Raw genomic sequence first — 19,414 nt, forward strand, 5'->3', positions numbered from 1 at the left:
ATATTACAGACAGTCATATTTTTACAGACAATCAGTTATACATTCAGACAGTCATATTTTACAAACTATCAGACGATTCGACAATCAGATTGCCTCAATAACACGTTTGAAGTTTTTTATATCATCACGAATAATTTTCTCCAGCGAAGGAGTGAAAAGCTTAGCCACCCCTGAGCCCAGTTTTCCTGCCGGAGCCTTGTATGAAATATTCACCCTGATCAGCGTACTATCATCATCCAGATCGATAAATCTTACGAGTCCCGTATTTTCAACCTGCGAATCAGGCATACTCTTCCATTTAATATACTCACCCGGCACGTCAGAAGTGATCTCACATTTCCACTCTATAGTTCCGAAACCACCGGGGATTTTTGCTTTCCATACAGAATGATAATCACTTAGCGCACGCACCGATTCAAGATGATTCATAAACTGAGGAAGATTTTCGATCTGACGCCAGAAGGCATACACCTCATCCCGTGGTCTGTTTACAGTAACATCAGCTTCAACAAGAACAGATTTAGAGTTCGTTGAAGTGTTCATACCTATAGTTTTGTAAACAGGGCAAACACCTTTAATACCCCTATAGAGCAGGGCACCGCCAACAACTGCCTTTAGCAGCTTGTTACTCCCGCTTCCAGCTCTTGAAAAAATCAACGCTCCTGCCACAATCGAGATTATTCTCTCTGCACTCCCTACGTTTTGCGGGCAGATTGTAATATTATAGTCGTTATTCTCCATACTCATTTTTAACCTTGTTAATTGAATTCAACCTTTTATGAACTACCTGTTCCAGAATCTGGCTTCCTTAACAGCATCTACAAACTCTTCAACGGTTCCATCCTCCACAATACCTTCCGTAGTGGTTAAATCTTCGCCAATTACTTTCTTGATAAATCCAACAGCCTTACCATTAGCTGCAATCGGTTTATAATGAAGATATGTATCTCTTACGAACTCTTTGAAAGATGTATCAGAGCTCATTGTTTCAAACATCTCCTCTGTTCCATCCGGTACAAACAAAGCATCAAAAAGTACAGATGAAGTTGTGATATCAGTGTCATCCACCATCACCTCTTTACCGTTCTCGTCCTTAATGGTTCCCAAGTGCGACGCTACCACCCTCACCATTGCTTTCTCACCATTCAGCTGGTCCTTGTAAGCATCCACCTGGTCCCCATCAACACCATCATCACACAATACAGCAATCTTACGAGTGCGGATATTATCTGTTTTCCTGTTCTTAAGTATGCTAAGTGCCTTCGATTCCTGCAGTTTTGGCTTAACGAATATAGTATTATAATCTTCGGGCATTGCATTGGGACTATGCTGCATGTTTTCAGGAATGTCTTTTGGTATATCCAGACCAAGTTTGCCGGCTACATAAACCGCAAGATCTTTATTAACCTGATTAATCATCTTGATCACGTTTCTCCTGATCTCTATCCTTTTTACCTTACCAAGTTCAAAACTGAATGCATCTGCAATATGTCTTTTCTCAATTTCGGTCTGACTGTGATAAAAAAGAATAGCCTGGGAATAATGATCAAGAAAACTTTTGCTTCTGGCACGCACTTTATAGGCATCTATTCGCTCGCGATGAGTTATGAATCCTCCTTCCGCTTTTGATGTCTGATGCGGGTAATTATCGTTAATTGTGTTGGGATGATAGCTGGTTTCATCCACATCTATAGTCATACGATGCATCCCGTCTCGCTGATTATTTACCACAGGCACTACAGGACGATTAATTGGGATTTCATGAAAGTTAGGACCTCCCAAACGTGATAGTTGAGTATCAGTGTATGAGAAAAGCCTTCCCTGCAAAAGCGGATCATTGGTAAAATCGATACCCGGCACAATATGTCCCGGATGGAATGCCACCTGCTCCGTTTCTGCAAAGAAATTGTCAGGGTTGCGGTTCAGTGTCATCCTCCCTACAATCTGCACAGGCACAAGCTCTTCAGGAATTAGTTTGGTAGGATCAAGCAGATCGAATTCAAACTTAAACTCATCCTCTTCCGGTAATATCTGAACTCCAAGATCCCATTCAGGAAACTCACCAACCTGAATGGCATCCCAGAGATCTCTCCTATGGAAATCCGGATCTTTACCTGATATTTTCTGATTTTCATCCCATACCAGAGATTGCAGACCCATAACAGGCTTCCAATGGAATTTAACGAAAAAAGACTCATCACTATCATTTAAAAACCTGAATGTATGAGTACCAAAACCCTCAATCATTCTTAAACTACGCGGTATGCAGCGGTCGCTCATCAGCCAAAAAACAGCATGAAATGTTTCCGGTGATGTGGAAACAAAATCCCAGAATGTATCATGTGCCGAAGCAGCCTGAGGTATCTCATTACGGGGCTCAGGCTTCACTGCATGAACAAAGTCGGGAAATTTTATAGCATCATTAATAAAAAAAGGAGCAATATTATTTCCCACTAAATCATAAATACCATCCTCTGTGTAAAATTTTACAGCAAAGCCACGCACATCGCGAGGCATATCAGTTGACCCCCTACTGCCCTGAACCGTTGAGAAACGAACAAATACCGAGGTCTCTTTTCCCATTTCAGATAAAAATTTCGCTTTTGTGAATTGAGGAATAGGGTTAGTAACTTTAAAAACACCATGAGCGCCTGAACCGCGAGCATGCACAATCCTTTCAGGAATACGTTCATGGTCGAAATGTGTAATCTTCTCACGCATGATGAAATCCTCAAGAAGAGAAGGACCCCGTTCACCCGCTTTCAGAGTATTGTTGTCATCATTAATCTTCACCCCCTGGTTGGTTGTGAGTCTTTTGCCGTAACCGCTTCCTTTGTTTACGGCTAAATCTTGCTGTTTTTCAGATTTGCTCTTACTACTGTCATTTTCTTTCATGAACCTTAATTATTAAATTGACCCTTAATTATTAAATTGACCCTTAATTATTAAATCGTTTGCAATTGATAGTGATATACATGAGAAACCCCGGTAACCAACTCATTTACATATATAAAACCAAATACATGTTCTCTTTGTTCGTCACCACTGAACTCTCTTATGTTTTATTAAACATAAGTAACACTAATATTAATTCTACTTTTATTTGTGATAATTCATTCCGGATTCAGATATGTAAATGGAGTCTAAGAATAAAATAAAGACTATCTCGATTCTTTTAGTTTTACAAATTCAGGATAATTATCTTCTATATGCTTTCTAACTATGGCAAGAGAGGAGGCATAATTATTATAGATTGTTTTTGGATTTATAGATAAGGTTTTTGCAATTTCTTTTACCGACCAGTTGTTTATTCTCATTATAAAAGCATTGCGCACTAGCATAGTTTCATCTTCTAATGCCTCTTGGATTATGGCTAATAACTCTTGTTCGCTTAATTGAGAAATAATATTGTTGTATTCAAATATCTCATTTTCTATTTCATCGGGGTCAGTTTCATTTATTAATTGAGAGAGCGTTCTACGGTAAAGATCGAGGATTCTGAATTTTAAATGTTGCAGCATGTAAGATCTTACTGAGCCCGATTCGTTACATTTGAGGAAGGAAGGATCTTCCCAAACACGTACCCAAAAATCTTGTATTAAGTCGTCAGTCTGCTCCTGATCTCCTAATTCGCTATATACAAATTTGTAAATCAGCTTGATATACTTATGATAAAATAGATCAAATGCTTTCTCATCCTTATTAGCAATTAAGTTTAATAATTTACTGTCCTTAGATTTCATATAGTGGGTTCCTTCAAAGGCGATAAAGATACAATATTATTATTAACCTATAATAACAACACAATTAATTTAATGTGAAGATTTAATTACATTTATGTTAAGCGTGATATAAGTCTCTGCCAATAAGCTGGTTTGAAAACAGATAGACGTTTTTATGTTTTATTAACTTAATTTCGCAAGAAAAACTTACAAGTATTTACGTAACATATGTAAAAGGGAATGTAATGAATAATAAAAGGATACTCATTAAAGGTCTTCTTCGTAAAATGGAGAGTAATGATCTATCGGAAAAAGAGGTTTCACTTATTAGAAATCTCAAGAGGAATTCTAAGACAAGTGAGGCCGGAAAACTCTCTAAACGTGAGTTGAACAGGGCTGTAAAACGCAATAAGGAGCTATTACTTAAAAAGAGGAATGGCTCAACAGAGGTTAAGAAAAACAGCAAGTTAGGATATAGAATTATAATTGGCTCAGCTGCTGCCTCTGCAGCCATAATTTTAGTGCTAACGCTATATAATTATTTTCTTAAACCATCTAACAACTTGGGTTATGAATATGCTCAAAACTACATTGAGGACCAAAGATATTCTACTGAAAAGGATTTAAAAGAAATTACTCTACCAGATGGTTCCACGGTGTTCATGAATAGAGAAACCAGTTTTTCTTTACGAAAAGAAAGCTTTAATGAATATACACGAGAGGTATGGTTAGATGAAGGTGAAGCTTTTTTTAATATAACTAAAGATGAATCCCGACCTTTTATAGTGCATACAAGTAATGGTATAAGCACACAAGTACTTGGCACTTCTTTCAATATAAAGTCATATTCTAATTTAAGTAATCAGGTTATCTCGGTAAATACCGGAAGGGTACAGGTTATTAACGAAAACGAGGACAAGATTATATTAGATCCTAACTATAAAGTTACAATTTCGAATTCTGCAGGACAATTTGAGCTCGGCACAACAGATGCAGAGGCTGTTTCGGATTGGCGAAGCGGAAGAATAGTTTTTGAAAATGCTCCCATTTCGGAAGTTGCGTTTAGGATTAAACAAGTTTACAATTTAGAAATGGTATATGATGAAACAAGCTTCGGCGATGACTTCATATATACATTTTTCACTACCACATCATCAATCGATAATGTTTTGACAGCTATATGTAAGCTTACAAAATCTACCTATAAAATTGAAGGATCTCAGATTTTTTTAACAAAATAAATATAGTAATGTATAATATTTATGACAAAAATGACATTAAAAACACTAATTAGAAATGTTTTGGTACTGTTCTTATTCCAACAAATTGGAACAGTTGCCATTAATGCAAACGTTCAGAGTATTACAGCATTCCCTGCGGAATCGCTTGTTGAGCGTATTGAACGTCTTAATGAATTGGGAAAAAGTGATGGACAATCCGTTTCTTACAACATGAAGGATTTGAACGGTAAGTATGCACCCATGATTGAAGTGGAGACTAACAACATGGAAGAATGGTTGAACAAATCATTAGCCGATTCAGATTTGACTTACGAAAAGAAAGAGGAAAATCACTATCTGATTTTGAGCGAGGTATCAAAGACTACAAATGAAGTTCGCGAGATTAAACAACAGTCTGTAGTTACAGGTGTGGTTGTAGATATTAACAATGAGCCACTCATTGGTGTAAATATCTTAGAAAAAGGCACCGCCAATGGTACCATTACCGATTATGATGGACGATTTTCTTTAAGTACTGATGCAGATGCTACATTAGTATTTTCATATATCGGTTTCGAAAGTATCGAGATCAGAAGAAATGGGCGAAACTTCATTGAGGTTAGACTCGAGGAAGACTCAGAAATGCTGGAAGAGGTAGTTGTTGTGGGTTATGGTGTACAGAAGAAAGTAAATTTAACTGGTGCTGTTGCCTCCATTGACGGTAGCGAACTTAGTGATAGAGCGGGATATTCTGTAAGTCAGATGATACAGGGTAAGGTTCCCGGACTTACTATTACTCCTTCATCAGGGCGTCCGGGTGCAGGTTCTGGTATTAATATCAGGGGTGTTAACTCTATTAATAAAGGGGATCCACTCGTTATTGTTGATGGTATTGAGGGTGATTTGGAAACTATTAATGCAAATGATATTGAAAGTATTTCAGTATTAAAGGATGCTTCTGCTTCAGCAATTTATGGAGCAAGAGCTGCATTTGGTGTAATTCTGATTACTACAAAAGCGGGTGAAAAAGGTAAGACTGAGGTTCGTTATAATGGTCAGTTTGGTTGGGGAAAAAATACTACTTCAACAGACTACGAAACAAGAGGTTACTACTCTGCCTATCTTAACGATTTATTCTGGAGAAATTACGCAGGAAATAATTATACTACATATACCGAACAGGATTATGATGAGTTATGGATAAGAAGAAACGATAAGGTAGAGCATCCGGACAGACCTTGGACAGTTATTGATCAGAGAGATGGCAGGGATTCTTATACATATTACGCTAATACTGATTGGTATGGTTATTTGTATAACAGAACTCGTCCTTCTACTAATCAAAACGTTTCGTTAAGAGGTGGTACTGATGCTGCATCTTATTTTGTTTCGGCAGGATTTCATCAGTCTGATGGTATTTTAAAAACAAATACAGATAGATTCAAAAAGATTGATTTTAGAGCAAAGACTGATTTTAAAATAAACGACAAGTTGGATTTTTCAACTAACGTTAGTTACTTGAATAATTCATACACATATCCGGGTATAGGTGGAGTTAATAATGCTTTCACCTACGACAAGGTGCACGGACTCGCAAGTCTGCAACCAGAGAACCCCGACGGTACAATGGTATACGCAACTTCGCTATCGCGTTATGTAATTATGGATGGATACCCAATGGTTTTAAAGAATCCGGGCAATACTAACAGAGACAAACGTGATCAGACATCTCTTATTGGAGAGCTAACATACAAGCCTACTAAAGAGTTGCAGTTTAAAACAAATTTCAACTACAGATACAACAGTCAAGGTTTTATGAACCGCCAAACAAATGTTGAGTATTCTAAATACCCTGGGGTGATAGAAACTTTGACAACAGGAGCACGTTTTGAAAATAAACTGTATGAAAGGGTAAATACCCATAATTATTACGCATTTAATGCCTTCGGTACCTACACAAAATCACTCCAAGAGAAGCATAATTTACAAGGTATGTTAGGTTACAACTGGGAAAGACAAACTTATAAAGATCTTAAAGCTACTGGATGGAACCTGACTGATGATTCATTGAGTGATATGAATTTAATTGGACAGGATGCTGATGGCAATAAGCTAACTGATGTTTCAGGTGGTTATAATGAGTTTGCCATTATGGGCTTTTTTGGTAGGTTAAACTATGATTATGACGGTAAATATCTTTTAGAATTTAGTGGTAGATATGATGGTACTTCACGCTTTAGAAGAGACAACAGATGGGCATTTAGTCCTTCGGCTTCAGCAGGATGGAGAATTAGTGATGAGGCGTTTTTCGAAAGCGCTAAGAACTGGCTCGAGGATGTGAAGTTAAGACTTTCATATGGTACATTGGGAAATCAACAGGTTGGTTATTATGATCATCTGAGATTAATATCAATGGGTACTCAAAATAACTATCTGTTTGGTGGGGACAACAGACCGGTACAGGCAAGTATTGGTGCTCCAACAACTGCAGATTTAACTTGGGAAAAAGCAATTCACTATAATGCCGGGATAGACATTGTTACTCTTAGAAACAGACTTAGTTTAACAGCAGATGTGTATATAAGGGATACTAAAGATATGCTTGGAGAGAGTGTTGCATTACCGGCTGTATATGGTGCTTCTGCTCCAAGAGCAAACTCGGCCGATCTTAGAACTCAAGGTTATGAGCTTAATCTAAGCTGGCGCGATTCTTATGAGGTATTAGGCGATAGGTTAACATATGGCGTAACCTTAACATTTAATGATTATATTAGCTTTATAACCAAATATGACAACCCTGATAAATCATTTGCTAAAAAGCATTACGAAGGCAAACGATTAGGAGAAATTTGGGGATATAGAGTTGGCGGTTTATTTGCAAGTGATGCTGAGGCAACAGAATACACCTCAAGAGTTGATCAAAGTTATGTGAATGAAATAATTCTTCAATCTGCAGGTCCTGAAGGTAAACCAAGGGGAGGCGATCTTATGTTCCTTGATCTTGACGGTGATAATATTATACGTCCCGGAACTTCAGTAAATAATCCTGGTGACCAAGAAATAATTGGTAATTCTGAACCAAGATACCACTATGGTGGAACATTTAATGTTTCTTGGTATGGCTTCGATTTCTCAGCTTTCTTACAAGGTGTGGGTAAACGCGACTGGTATCCTGAACCTAATACAATGGCATTCTGGCACATGTATGCAAGACCATATGCAACATACATACCTAAGAATTTCCACACGCAGTACTGGACTGAAGAAAATCCTGATGCATATTTCCCACGCCCAAGAGGCTATACAGCACTTCAAGGTGAGAGAAGACAGCTTACTGCTGTGAACGACAGATACTTACAAAGTTTAGCATACCTTCGTTTAAAGAATCTTACTCTGGGGTACACTTTACCTAAAAACTGGATGAAAGCGGTCAAGCTTGAAAATGTAAGATTATACTTAACAGGAGAGAATCTATTAACCTGGTCTCCAGGACTTAAATCGGATTATATCGATCCGGAGTCGGTTGTTACAAATAGTATATATGGTGATGCAAGCAACCTTGCACGTAATTATCCATGGTCGAAAGTTTATACTGTGGGAATAGATATTAGATTCTAACTAAAAAATGAATGTAAAAATGAAAACAATATTAAGAAACAGACTATTTTTCTCACTTGTATTAATATTTAGTGCAATTTCTTGCAATGACTCTTTGGACGTAATGCCTAAGGATAGGATGATTCCGGAGAATTTTTTCAGAAATGAGAGTGAGCTGCAAATGTTTAGTAACAAGTTTTACACCCAATTGCCGGGAGAAAGCGCTATAATAAGAGAGGGTGTAGATCATATTGCTAAAAACGATATGAGCGATGAGCTCAAAGGAACGAGGATTATACCCGGTTCAGGAAGCGGGTGGTCTTGGTCTCAACTACGCGACATCAATACTCTTTTAGAGTATTCAGTAAATTGTCCTGATCGTGAAGTAAGAAATAGATATGATGCTGTTGCTCGCTTCTTCAGAGCATATTTCTATTTCGAGAAAGTAAAACGCTTTGGCGATGTACCCTGGTATGACAAACAGTTAGCATCTAATGATCCGGATTTAGTGAAGCCACGCGATTCACGTGAATTTATTATGTCGAAAGTGATGGAAGACCTGGATTTTGCCATTCAATATCTTCCTGCCGGTAAAGAGCTATATAAGGTTACAAAATGGACTGCATTGGCATTGAAATCGAGAGCCGCTCTTTTTGAAGGTACATTCAGAAAGTATCATAACTTAACGGTGGATGGTGTAGGTTATGAGTATTATCTTGAACAGGCAGCAAAAGCAAGTGAAGATTTTATTAACCAGAGTGGTTATACTCTTTACAAAGGAACAAGTACAACAACTGCATACAGGGACCTTTTTGCATCATATGATGCACGTGGCGAAGAGATTATTCTTGCACGCAATTATAACAAATCGTTAGGTCAGTCTCATAACGCTAATTTTTATACATTAGGTGTTACTTATGGCAGACCCGGTCTTACAAAACGAATGGTTAATAGTTATTTAATGGCAGACGGAAGTCGTTTTACAGACAATCCCGGCTATGAGACATATAGTTTTGTTGATGAAACAGCAAACAGAGATCCTCGCCTTTCTCAAACAATTAGAACTCCAGGGTATAAACGCTTAGATGGAACTAACACTCTTGTTCCTGATTTATTGACAAGTTCTACCGGTTACCAGCCAATTAAATTTGTGATGGAAACCAAATACGACGGTCCAAACTCTGAGAGTGAAAACGATTTACCTATTTTTCGCACAGCAGAAGTATACCTGAACTATGCTGAAGCAAAAGCAGAGTTAGGAACACTAACACAGAGCGACTTGGATAGGACTATTGGCCAGATAAGAGCACGTGTGGGAATGCCTCCGCTTGATATGGTAGATGCAAATGCAGATCCTGATCCATATTTGTTAGACCCAAAAACTGGTTATCCACATGTTCGAGGTCAGAATCAGGGAGTTATTTTGGAAATCAGAAGAGAAAGAACCATTGAGCTTATTATGGAAGGTTTCCGCTATGACGATATGATGAGATGGAAAGAGGGAAAAACTTTTGAGACTGATTATCATGGTGTATATATCCCGGAACTTGGTCCTTACGATTTTGATGGAGATGGTAGTCCCGATGTTCATTTTTATAAAGGTGCCACGCCATCTATCCCTTCAGGTGTACTCGCTCGTAAAGTGGATGAGGAAATATTTCTTTCTGAAGGTGATTACGGATATATCTCACCTTATAAAAACATGACTGCAAAATGGAATGAAGAGAGAGACTATTTATATCCTATACCAATTGATGAGAGAATTCTAACTGGTGGTGTTCTTACACAGAACCCCGGATGGGACGATGGATTAGAGTTTTAGTAAACAATAAAAATGAAAAAAAATATAAAAATGAAAAGAATGAAGTTCTATTTTCTGTTAGCGCTGTCGATACTTTTTAGCTTTAGCGCATGTGGTAAAGATAATAATGAGTTAGATTTTGAGATTCCGCCACATAAAACAAAATACGAGAAAGAGGAAGGAGCCATTAGAATTATGGCATATAATGTCCTAAGATTTGTTCATGACAAAAACGATCAATATAATTACCAAACTATTGCAAACATGGTTAATGAAAAAGATGTGGATGCGGTTTGTGTTAATGAATTAGATAGTTTTACCATGAGATCAAACAGAGACTATCAATTGGAAAAGTTTGCTAAGGCTTTGGGTGATTGGGATTTTAAGTTTGGTACTGCCATGCCTTATTCAGGTGGATCTTACGGTGAAGGTGTTGCTACCAGGGAAAAGGCTGTTAGGAAATTTACTGTGGGGCTTCCAAAAGGTGTTGGAGCAGAGCCCAGAGTTTTGGTAGTAATGGAAATGGAAGATTTTGTTATCGCCACAACTCATTTAGACCATGTTAGTTCTGAGGCTCAAATTGATCAGGTAAAGGTAATAAATGAAGCTATTGAGAAGGAATACAAGTTTTCAGATAAGCCTGTATTCTTAGCAGGCGACCTCAACGCTTATCCTGATAGTGAAACAATTGCCTATTTAAAAGAAGACTGGACCTTGCTTTCAAGCACTCAGCCTACTTTTCCTTCACATAGTCCAAACAGATGCATTGATTACGTTTTTCAATATAATAACGGTGTAAAGTGCGAAGTTTTACATACAGAGGTGATAAGATTCTTAAAATCAGGAAACCCGGCTACTGCTTCGGATCACCTGCCTGTTATTGTGGATGTGAAAATTTTAGGAAGAGATTAATAGTTACGATTAAATTTTAAAGTAAAAACCATATGAACAAATATAAAATATTTAATTTCATTCTTGGTGTCGTTCTGATTGGAACAATCTTCAGTTGTAGCGAAGAGAAGAGTATCTATGAGACGGGACCTAAGGTGATTTCGATGGTTGAAAAGGATGATAGCAACGAAATTGAAATTGTTGTTGATCCCGCAAGACAGAATAAAGTTGAGCTACAGGCTGAGGTTGACCAAATTAGTGCATACGGTATTGTTGTTGGTGTAGAACCCAACAGTACTTTAGTTGATGAGTACAACGAAAAGCAGCAAACTAATTATTTGGCATTACCGCCAAGCTCCTATAATATTGATGTAGCAGAGTTTATATTTCCAAAATATACTAATCTGTCTTCTCACGTAAATATTTCTTTCACCTCTGGTGATATGCAAAATGGAGTGAAATATTTGTTACCAATACAGATGACTGTGGTAAGTGGTGATGAGAATGCATCTATAAATACAAATAAAGATGTAATCTATCTGATTGTATCCAAATTACCACCTCCTAAATTAATCCATTTAAAAGATGTTGAATTGACAACAGAGATTGGACCAGGCAAAAAGAATTGGTTCGCTGCTTATGCTACAAACAGTGAGGGTGGTCACACTTTTACAGTTGAAGAAGCAGCAGAACAATCTCATATGATGGATTTTGCTTTGGTAAGACATGGTTCAAATATTAAACTTCACCCATCGATTATAGGATGGCAACATGGAGGTGATTATCAAAGATATATCTGGCCATACACTATTGGGTTTGAAAAACTCACTATGATCACAAACATGAATAGGTTGTATCCCACATCAATGTTTGAAGAGATTCAGACTACTGAAGATATTGTAGAAAAAATAGTAGAGTTGACAGCTACCGGTTATAATTTCCCTGTAGCAGATAGGATGACAAGCCATAATTTGCAATCTCAGATTACAGGGGATAGCCGTGTACTAATACAAGGTTGGGGTCCAAGAATTGGTCAGAATAATCACTATTCATTTTTACTTATTAAAGAAGTTACTCCAACAACAGATGGAAATTACAAAGTTGTATTTGATATAAAATTCACCGAGGTTGATGCAAGAACCGAAGCGGCAAGTACAAGTGGACAGAATGTGGTGATTGACAATCCCGGATATGATCCATCAAACGAAATTGTAGAATATAAAGGTGTTGAACTTACAACAGAAATTGGTCCTGGTAAGAAAAACTGGTTCTCGGCATATGCAAGTCCTGATATGGTTGCATTTACTCAGGAAGAGGCAAGAAGCAAATCTAATATGATGGATTTTGCACCTGTAGTTCATTCAGTGGACGAGGTGAGACTTTATTCTGCAATTATAGGTTACAGCCATCCCGATTACAAAGAACGCGTAGCACCTTACGTAAATGGTTTCCAAAGACTGACATATACTATGTTAGGAGGTCGCAGACCAGGTAATGCAGATGAAACTTTACCGGAACACTACGATAGCGTAACAGACGTAAGCTCTATGAATCAGTTGGTTAAGAATTACTGGAATACATACTCTTATCCATCTGCGAACAGAATGAATACCGATAAATTGATAAAAGATTATGTTGGTATTATGGCTTGGGGACATACTATAGGAATTAATAACAAGTTTGGTGTATTCATAGTAAGAGATATTCAACCAACTACTAATGGTAATTATAAGGTAGTGTTGGATATTAAAGTTCCAAAATCCAATGCAAGAATTTCTAATAATGGAAGTATGGTAACTAATCCGGATTTTTAATTCCTATAAATTATAATAGTTAATAGTATTATATAAGGGGCTGTCCATAAGGACAGCTCCTTTTTATTGACATAACCTAAATATTTTCTATACTAGTTGTTCGCCAAGATATTTCTCTTATGTTTTATTAAACATAAGTAACACTAATATTAATTCAAAGAATTATTTAAGCGCTGAAACGAAGAGGGGGTCATTCCGAACTCCTTTTTAAAGGAGCGGGAGAAATAAGCAAAATCGTTGAAACCGCAATCCATGGCCACTTCGCCTATCTGTTTCTGAGTAACCGACAACTGCTTTCTTGCCCTGTTCAGTCTCGTTTTAAGGATAAAATTAGAAGTAGTCATACCTGTCATCAGTTTTATCCTTCTGTTAAGCTGTGATGAGCTCAGGCACAGTTCCGAAGAGATAACCTCTATCAGGTTTTCGGTATTTAAGATCTCTCTATATATAATTGTGGTAATTCGATCAAGAAACTCTGTATCAATTTTCATTTCAGATACACTCTCTTCAGCAATTTCATTTATTACCGGTCGGTGTATTCTTATATATTCATTCTGATTAACCTTAATCTCTTTTTCCAGAGGCAGTTTCATACTATAAATAACGTCGCCTTCAGATGAGTATTGAACTTCAAGACTCCCATTTAACCTGTTAACTAACTGCTTAGTGAAATAGATCATCAAATTATTTGGCTTCAACAACCTCTTATTCAAGACAATAACAAAAATAAAACTGATTAGTGTTAATAAAAGAACCAGAGACAAAATCAAATTAAGCAGCGTTAAACTTTTAAACATCATATAAATACAAGTTTATTAAAAACGATACATTATTATATAATACCGACAGTATTAAATGTGAAAATAGACATCAAATTTTCACATCGCAAAGGTAGATATTTCCGAAATATGCAATAATATTTGTATTTGCATAAGGTAAAAACATATCTACTATGAGTAAAAAAAACCACTATACAATAAGTAAATTTTTTTGCATGAAGTAAAAAATGGTCACCTCAACACCCCTTTATTTCACTGTTAATCAATACATTTAAATTGTCATTTTTACATTTATATTGTATCATAGAGAAAATAGACATACATTTGTGAATAAATTTTTCAATAAAAATTGATTGCAATAGTGAAAATGAAACTACTAATTTTTCTTTTATGAAAAACGCCCAATTAAGTTTCCTAATAAAATCTAAGAGGTCAATCATCTATGTACTTTTTTTGTTATTAATTCTATTGGGACATCACTACTTCATGCAGATTCCAATGGACCTGTTCAGGTATATCCGTCAGTCAACAATGTCGATGATATGCGTGATATGTTTCTACGGAGCATTCATGCTACTGTTACAAAAAAAATGGGTACGGGCAGATATGCTATTTATATTTCTGATGATAATGGTCGGGCTTACTAATTTATTATCACTTATCAGAGGGTTCACCATCGGATATGCAGCAGTTTTTGAATACAATTTCATGTCGGCACCCATGCTCCTTTACGGCATTATCTACGCATACTTTTTCATTTTATACCCACTCGAAGCCTTCCGTCCCGGCTGGCTTACAATAAAGCGAGCAGCCCTGCTTTTCACTCCGGCACTCTTCATCCTCATATTATATTTATTTGAGACCAGGGTGTTTAATATCACAACACCCACTTTCAAAGATTTGTCCACATTCCTGCTTGAGTCCAGCAGATCCTATATCTTCCTGATTATACTGATCCTTGCCTACCCCATTTTCGGGATAGCAGTCATGCTCAAGTACCGTAAGGGCTATATAGAATGGTGCGAGAACAATTTTGCATCAATGGAAAATATCGATATCAAGTGGCTTAGTGATTATATCTACGCCAATTTAATGATCACAATCTCCTGTCTGATAGTAGTTTTCGGCAACGATGTAAGAACCGGCCTCATGCACAACATCATATTCCTGGTCTTTTTCCTATATGGATTCTACCGGGTACTGTTCTGGAAAAGTCCCTACCCCGAAAACCACTTCAAAGATGGAATGAATGAGAAGACAGTTCAGATTACACAGGAAAATGATACCATTATTAATAAGTCGTTTACCGACCGACTCCCCGGCTACAAAGCAAAACTCGTGCAGTGGATGGAAACAGAGAAGCCCTATTTGCGCAAGGAGTTTAAGCTGAGCGATGCACTCAAAATACTTCCCCTCAATCGCAGTTATCTGTCACGTCTCTTCAACGAGGGCTATGGCGAAAGCTTCTATCAGTTTGTTATGCGTTACAGAATTGAGGAGAGTAAGCGACTGCTCCTTTCGCGTCCCGATTTAAACATTACAAACATTGCAGAACTATCCGGATTCAGCTCATTATCAGTATTCGGAAGAGCATTCACTCAGAAGATGAATTGCAGTCCAATCCAGTGGAGAGAAAAAAACATGAATCAAAGTATTGGGAATATTGAGAAGAAAGCAGAGAAAGAATCGGCAAAATTAGAGAAGCAATTAGAGGTAGTCGTTGAGAAATAGAGAGCATATTTAAATAATCAATTTCTCAATTAATCAATTAATAACAAATCAATTCAATTCAAAAAACAACCTAAAGAGAATGAAAGTAAACCACATATTCAATTTAATACTGATAAGTTCATTAGTAACACTATTAACATCATGCGCATCTGTGCAGAAGGATAGTCAAAAAAGTGCCAACCAAACTCAGTTCAGTTTCACTATAGAGGAGGCTCCTGAATGGACTGCACTATTCAACCGCACTTCCGGGTGGTTTGGTGCCGATGGCATCTTCTCAATCCCGCTGAATGGTGTTTATTCGCCCGACGATTCCGATAGTACTCTCTTTATCTTCAGCGATACAATGGTTGGTGATATTGTTGATGGCAAAATACAACCGGGAAGCAGAATGGTGCACAATTCGGTTGCCTATATGCAGGGCGTTGATCCCAACAAGGAAAATATCAGTTTCTATTATGATGAAAATGAAGAGTATGAGGCCGAAACGATATTCAACCCCACCACTCCTGAGTCGGAGCCGGGCGATTACTACTGGCTTGGCGATGGTTTTGTCAACAAAGCCATGGATAACAGCATATATATCTTTGCATACCGAATGCGTAATTTGAGCAGTGACGACTGGAGCTTCATCCAGGCAGGAAATGTTCTCATTAAAATTCCTGAAGGCAGTCGCCCACCCTTCCACGATCATCAGCAGATAGAGACTCCATTTCTTTATAAGGGTCAAAGCGAGCCTGATAATGGCTCTTTTGGAGCAGGCATTTTTGTCAACACCAAAGAGGCAGGAGCACCAAATCCGGATGGCTATGTATATGTCTATGGAGTAAAAGGGGTGGAGAAAAACCTGATCATAGCACGTGTCAAACCTGAACAGTTTGAACAGTTCGACGAATGGCGCTTCTGGGATGGTATGGGATGGAATACCAACAAAAACAGTATAGCTTATGTGACTGACAGCGTTTCCAACGAGCTTAGCGTAACTCCATTGCCTGATGGAAGATATGCGCTTATTTTCCAGGTAAATGGAGTGAGCAGGTGGGTTGGACTCCGATTGGGATCAACTCCCTACGGTCCTTTTGGCCCTGTCATTAATCTCTGGAAATGCAGCGAACCGGATCAGAAAAACTACATAGTTTACAATGCTAAGGCTCATCCCCGACTCTCTAAGCCGGGGGAACTGATCATCAGCTACAATGTAAATGCATTCGATTTCTTCAATGAGATCAATAAAAACCCTAATCTATATCGACCGCGGTTTATAAGGCTAAGGTTCTAAAACAACATTGAAGTTAGGCTTGTCACTCAAGGTTATCACCATCTTTCCACCATCAACAACCTTGGCATAATCCAGTTGCACACTGTTATAGTCTGCTCCATTAAGGTTTATCGACTCAATATAGATATTCTCCTTGCTGTTGTTCCTTGTCTCAATCACAAACGTGTCACCCTTGTAGTAATCCTTATTGAGCTTGATGGTTATTTTATCGAAGAGAGGACTGCCTATCTGCAGCTTGGGATCAATCCCGGTCAACCCTTTCATGTCGAACAGACCCATTGCGGCCATCACATACCATGCACCCAACTGGCCCTGATCTTCGTCCTGACCAAATCCATAACCATGAATACCCTCGGTACCGTAAAACTCATCACAGATTGCTCTCACCCACTTCTGTGACAGCCATGGCTTACCTGAGAAGTTAAAAAGCCATGATATATGAAGATTAGGCTGATTTCCGTGATTATACATCGTGTGAAGTCCCGCAAAAGCATCTATGGTCTGTCCCCCACCAAAGATATTCTCTCTTGAAATCTCGAACGACTTGTTGAGTCTCTCATTAAACTCATCCTCCCCCACCATTGAGATCAGTTCTTCAATCTGGTGAGGCACATAGTAGGTATATTGCACAGCGTTACCCTCCTGAAAACCAATCCATGGTGCAAGAGGATCAAAATCTTCCAAAAACTTACCATTCTCATCCTTTGGACGGATTAGTTTTGTCTCACTGTCAAACAGATGCTTCCAGCCATTAGATAGCTCCATAAGTTTGTTGTAGTCATCCATCTTTCCCAGATGCTTGGCAAGCTGGGCAACCGCATAGCTGCTGAAGGCATACTCCATCGTATGCGATGCAGCAAAGCCCGATCCCTGCGGAGTGCTCTGCATGTGGTAATTGCCATTATATGGGGAATAACCATACTTCACAAAAAGACCCACATCCATCTTACCCGCACCCTCAGGACGATTATCACCCTCAATCTCATTCTTCAGCGCAGCCTCGTAGCCGGTCTCCACATCAAAATTCCTTATCCCCACGTTATAAGCAGCTGCAATGGCCAGACTCACAAAATTTGTTCCAACACCCGAAACATACCTGCTGTTGGCAATACCATCACCCAACCAGCCCGTATCCCTGTAAACAAGAAGCTGACTCTGTATCCAGTCGGCATAATACTCCGGGTAAGCCAGACTCCACAACTGCGTAAGGTTCCAGAATGCCCCCCAGATAGCATCAGTATTATAATGCTTATAGAGAGGAACACCATTCTCATCCAGAGGAATCTGTCCCACACCCCCATCATTCTTAGGGTAAGCACCATTCACATCACTCGCCACACCCCTTCCAAGAAGTGCGTGATAGAGACCTGTATAAAACTTGGTCATATCTTCATCCGTACCACCCTCAACCATTATTCTTCCAAGGTAGTCGTTCCACATATCCACAGCACTCTTCCAGGCCTTGTCAAAAGAGAGATCCTTCGCCTCACTCTCCAGGTTTAGCCGCGCATTCTCCACAGAGGTATATGAAAGTCCCACCTTCACATTAACACTACTCCCCTCCTTTGTCTTGAAGGTAAGGTACAAACCCGCTCCAACGCCCTCTTCGCTGCGTGAACCTGGTCTCACATCATCCTTGATGAAAGTACCCCACGCATCCGGTTCAACATCTGCCACAGCACTGAAATACATTGTCAGGTCGGCACCTCTCTGATATTTCTGAATGTAGGCAGGCAAGGTTGTAACAAACCCCTCAATCCTTCCATCTTCGGTATATGTTACCTGAGCTGTTTTAACCGGACCGCTCTCTCCCTGCTGATTCCCAATGTCGAAGATCAGATGCGACTCATCCGATTCGGGATATGTATATCTATGAAGGGCAACTCTTTCAGTTGATGTCAGCTCTGCCTTAACGCCATAATCCTTAAGTACAACAGAATAATAACCAGGCGTTGCAATCTCATCCTGTTTGTCGAAGTTGGATCGATAACCACTCTCCACGTTGTCCAGCTCCCCGGGCACAGTCTTCAGTTCCCCAACCGTAGGCATAAGCACAACACCGCCAACCTGAAACTCATGGAAGTTAGCAAAACCCTCTATCGATGTATGTCTGAAGTCATACCCAACCGCCTGCCATCCATCAGCATTTCCAAGATGCGCATCGGTGGAAGGAGCAGGCTTTGCCATACCAAACGGCAGCGCTGCAGGTGTAAAGAAGAACCACCTTGAGTGAGCTGTACCAATCATTGGGTCCACCCACTCAGAGGGAGTCTTTGTCCCGCTTCCGGAAAGGGATATCGACCTACTGCCGGATGTGGAGCAGGCGCTTGTAATTAGTAATATACTTAGTGCAAGTATTGAAATTGATCTCATAAGTTAGTTTTTATTGTTTTGTATTTGATTGTATTGATTTATATTGATCTGTACTGATTCCTTTTAATATATAATATTTCGTATCGATTTGTATTGATTCGTATTCGTTGCACTACCTCTCAGGAACTCCTATTCCCCATTTAGTATTTGGGTTGGGACCCATTTCCAGTATAAGTTCTCCTCCTTTTAGCAGTTCCGAAGCCGGGAACC

General features: G+C 38.7%; 12 protein-coding genes. 7 read left to right on the plus strand and 5 right to left on the minus strand.

Going from position 1 to position 19,414, the window contains the following annotated elements; all coding sequences use genetic code 11:
• Positions 1-84 precede the first annotated feature (84 nt).
• The 3 genes from BN1354_RS06335 to BN1354_RS06345 form a co-directional block, all read right to left on the minus strand.
• Complete coding sequence (locus BN1354_RS06335) at positions 85-747, minus strand: SRPBCC family protein (RefSeq protein ID WP_082331550.1); 663 nt, start codon at positions 745-747, stop codon at positions 85-87.
• A gap of 36 nt (positions 748-783) precedes the next feature.
• Complete coding sequence (locus BN1354_RS06340) at positions 784-2,895, minus strand: catalase (RefSeq protein WP_053826570.1); 2,112 nt, start codon at positions 2,893-2,895, stop codon at positions 784-786.
• A gap of 266 nt (positions 2,896-3,161) precedes the next feature.
• Complete coding sequence (locus BN1354_RS06345) at positions 3,162-3,743, minus strand: RNA polymerase sigma factor (protein WP_053826571.1); 582 nt, start codon at positions 3,741-3,743, stop codon at positions 3,162-3,164.
• A 224-nt stretch (positions 3,744-3,967) separates the two neighbouring features.
• Between BN1354_RS06345 and BN1354_RS06350 the strand changes: the two genes are divergently transcribed.
• From BN1354_RS06350 to BN1354_RS06370, 5 genes are read left to right on the plus strand one after another with little or no spacing between them, the layout of a single operon-like run.
• Complete coding sequence (locus BN1354_RS06350; protein ID WP_053826572.1) at positions 3,968-4,963, plus strand: FecR family protein; 996 nt, start codon at positions 3,968-3,970, stop codon at positions 4,961-4,963.
• Positions 4,964-4,993: 30 nt separating this feature from the next.
• Positions 4,994-8,560, plus strand: coding sequence for a SusC/RagA family TonB-linked outer membrane protein (locus BN1354_RS06355; protein WP_074010773.1), 3,567 nt, complete (start codon positions 4,994-4,996; stop codon positions 8,558-8,560).
• A 19-nt stretch (positions 8,561-8,579) separates the two neighbouring features.
• Entirely contained in the window at positions 8,580-10,361 is a 1,782-nt protein-coding gene (locus BN1354_RS06360; RefSeq protein WP_053827226.1) for a RagB/SusD family nutrient uptake outer membrane protein, read from the plus strand.
• 30 nt (positions 10,362-10,391) lie between these two features.
• Positions 10,392-11,252, plus strand: a complete 861-nt coding sequence (locus BN1354_RS06365) for an endonuclease/exonuclease/phosphatase family protein (protein WP_053827227.1) — start codon at positions 10,392-10,394, stop codon at positions 11,250-11,252.
• Positions 11,253-11,284: 32 nt separating this feature from the next.
• Positions 11,285-13,045 (plus strand): DUF1735 domain-containing protein, encoded by a 1,761-nt coding sequence (locus tag BN1354_RS06370; protein ID WP_053826574.1) that lies wholly within the window; start codon positions 11,285-11,287, stop codon positions 13,043-13,045.
• Between the two features lie 149 nt (positions 13,046-13,194).
• On the opposite strand, the gene BN1354_RS06375 is transcribed toward BN1354_RS06370, so the two are convergent.
• Positions 13,195-13,725, minus strand: a complete 531-nt coding sequence (locus BN1354_RS06375) for a helix-turn-helix domain-containing protein (RefSeq protein WP_053826575.1) — start codon at positions 13,723-13,725, stop codon at positions 13,195-13,197.
• Between the two features lie 489 nt (positions 13,726-14,214).
• On the opposite strand from BN1354_RS06375, the gene BN1354_RS06385 reads away from it, so the two are divergent.
• On the plus strand, positions 14,215-15,555 hold the full coding sequence (locus tag BN1354_RS06385) for a helix-turn-helix domain-containing protein (protein WP_231623083.1): 1,341 nt from the start codon (positions 14,215-14,217) through the stop codon (positions 15,553-15,555).
• A 79-nt stretch (positions 15,556-15,634) separates the two neighbouring features.
• Positions 15,635-16,831: a DUF4185 domain-containing protein gene (locus BN1354_RS06390; RefSeq protein WP_053826576.1), complete on the plus strand. Its 1,197-nt coding sequence runs from the start codon at positions 15,635-15,637 to the stop codon at positions 16,829-16,831.
• Here BN1354_RS06390 and BN1354_RS06395 read toward each other — a convergent pair.
• The gene (locus BN1354_RS06395; RefSeq protein ID WP_053826577.1) at positions 16,820-19,204 is read right to left on the minus strand and encodes a GH92 family glycosyl hydrolase; all 2,385 of its coding nucleotides are present in this window, start codon (positions 19,202-19,204) and stop codon (positions 16,820-16,822) included. The genes BN1354_RS06390 and BN1354_RS06395 overlap by 12 nt on opposite strands.
• Between the last annotated feature and the right edge of the window lie 210 nt (positions 19,205-19,414).

This window comes from Lascolabacillus massiliensis (genome assembly GCF_001282625.1).
GTDB classification, from domain to species: Bacteria; Bacteroidota; Bacteroidia; order Bacteroidales; family Dysgonomonadaceae; genus Proteiniphilum; species Proteiniphilum massiliensis.

What these genes read in the sequence shown, in the direction of transcription:
- BN1354_RS06335 (WP_082331550.1), bottom strand. Translation starts at nt 747, where the DNA reads ATGAGTATGGAGAATAACGACTATAATATTACAATCTGCCCGCAAAAC.
- BN1354_RS06340 (WP_053826570.1), bottom strand. Translation starts at nt 2,895, where the DNA reads ATGAAAGAAAATGACAGTAGTAAGAGCAAATCTGAAAAACAGCAAGAT.
- BN1354_RS06345 (WP_053826571.1), bottom strand. Translation starts at nt 3,743, where the DNA reads ATGAAATCTAAGGACAGTAAATTATTAAACTTAATTGCTAATAAGGAT.
- BN1354_RS06350 (WP_053826572.1), top strand. Translation starts at nt 3,968, where the DNA reads ATGAATAATAAAAGGATACTCATTAAAGGTCTTCTTCGTAAAATGGAG.
- BN1354_RS06355 (WP_074010773.1), top strand. Translation starts at nt 4,994, where the DNA reads ATGACATTAAAAACACTAATTAGAAATGTTTTGGTACTGTTCTTATTC.
- BN1354_RS06360 (WP_053827226.1), top strand. Translation starts at nt 8,580, where the DNA reads ATGAAAACAATATTAAGAAACAGACTATTTTTCTCACTTGTATTAATA.
- BN1354_RS06365 (WP_053827227.1), top strand. Translation starts at nt 10,392, where the DNA reads ATGAAAAGAATGAAGTTCTATTTTCTGTTAGCGCTGTCGATACTTTTT.
- BN1354_RS06370 (WP_053826574.1), top strand. Translation starts at nt 11,285, where the DNA reads ATGAACAAATATAAAATATTTAATTTCATTCTTGGTGTCGTTCTGATT.
- BN1354_RS06375 (WP_053826575.1), bottom strand. Translation starts at nt 13,725, where the DNA reads ATGATCTATTTCACTAAGCAGTTAGTTAACAGGTTAAATGGGAGTCTT.
- BN1354_RS06385 (WP_231623083.1), top strand. Translation starts at nt 14,215, where the DNA reads ATGAAAAACGCCCAATTAAGTTTCCTAATAAAATCTAAGAGGTCAATC.
- BN1354_RS06390 (WP_053826576.1), top strand. Translation starts at nt 15,635, where the DNA reads ATGAAAGTAAACCACATATTCAATTTAATACTGATAAGTTCATTAGTA.
- BN1354_RS06395 (WP_053826577.1), bottom strand. Translation starts at nt 19,204, where the DNA reads ATGAGATCAATTTCAATACTTGCACTAAGTATATTACTAATTACAAGC.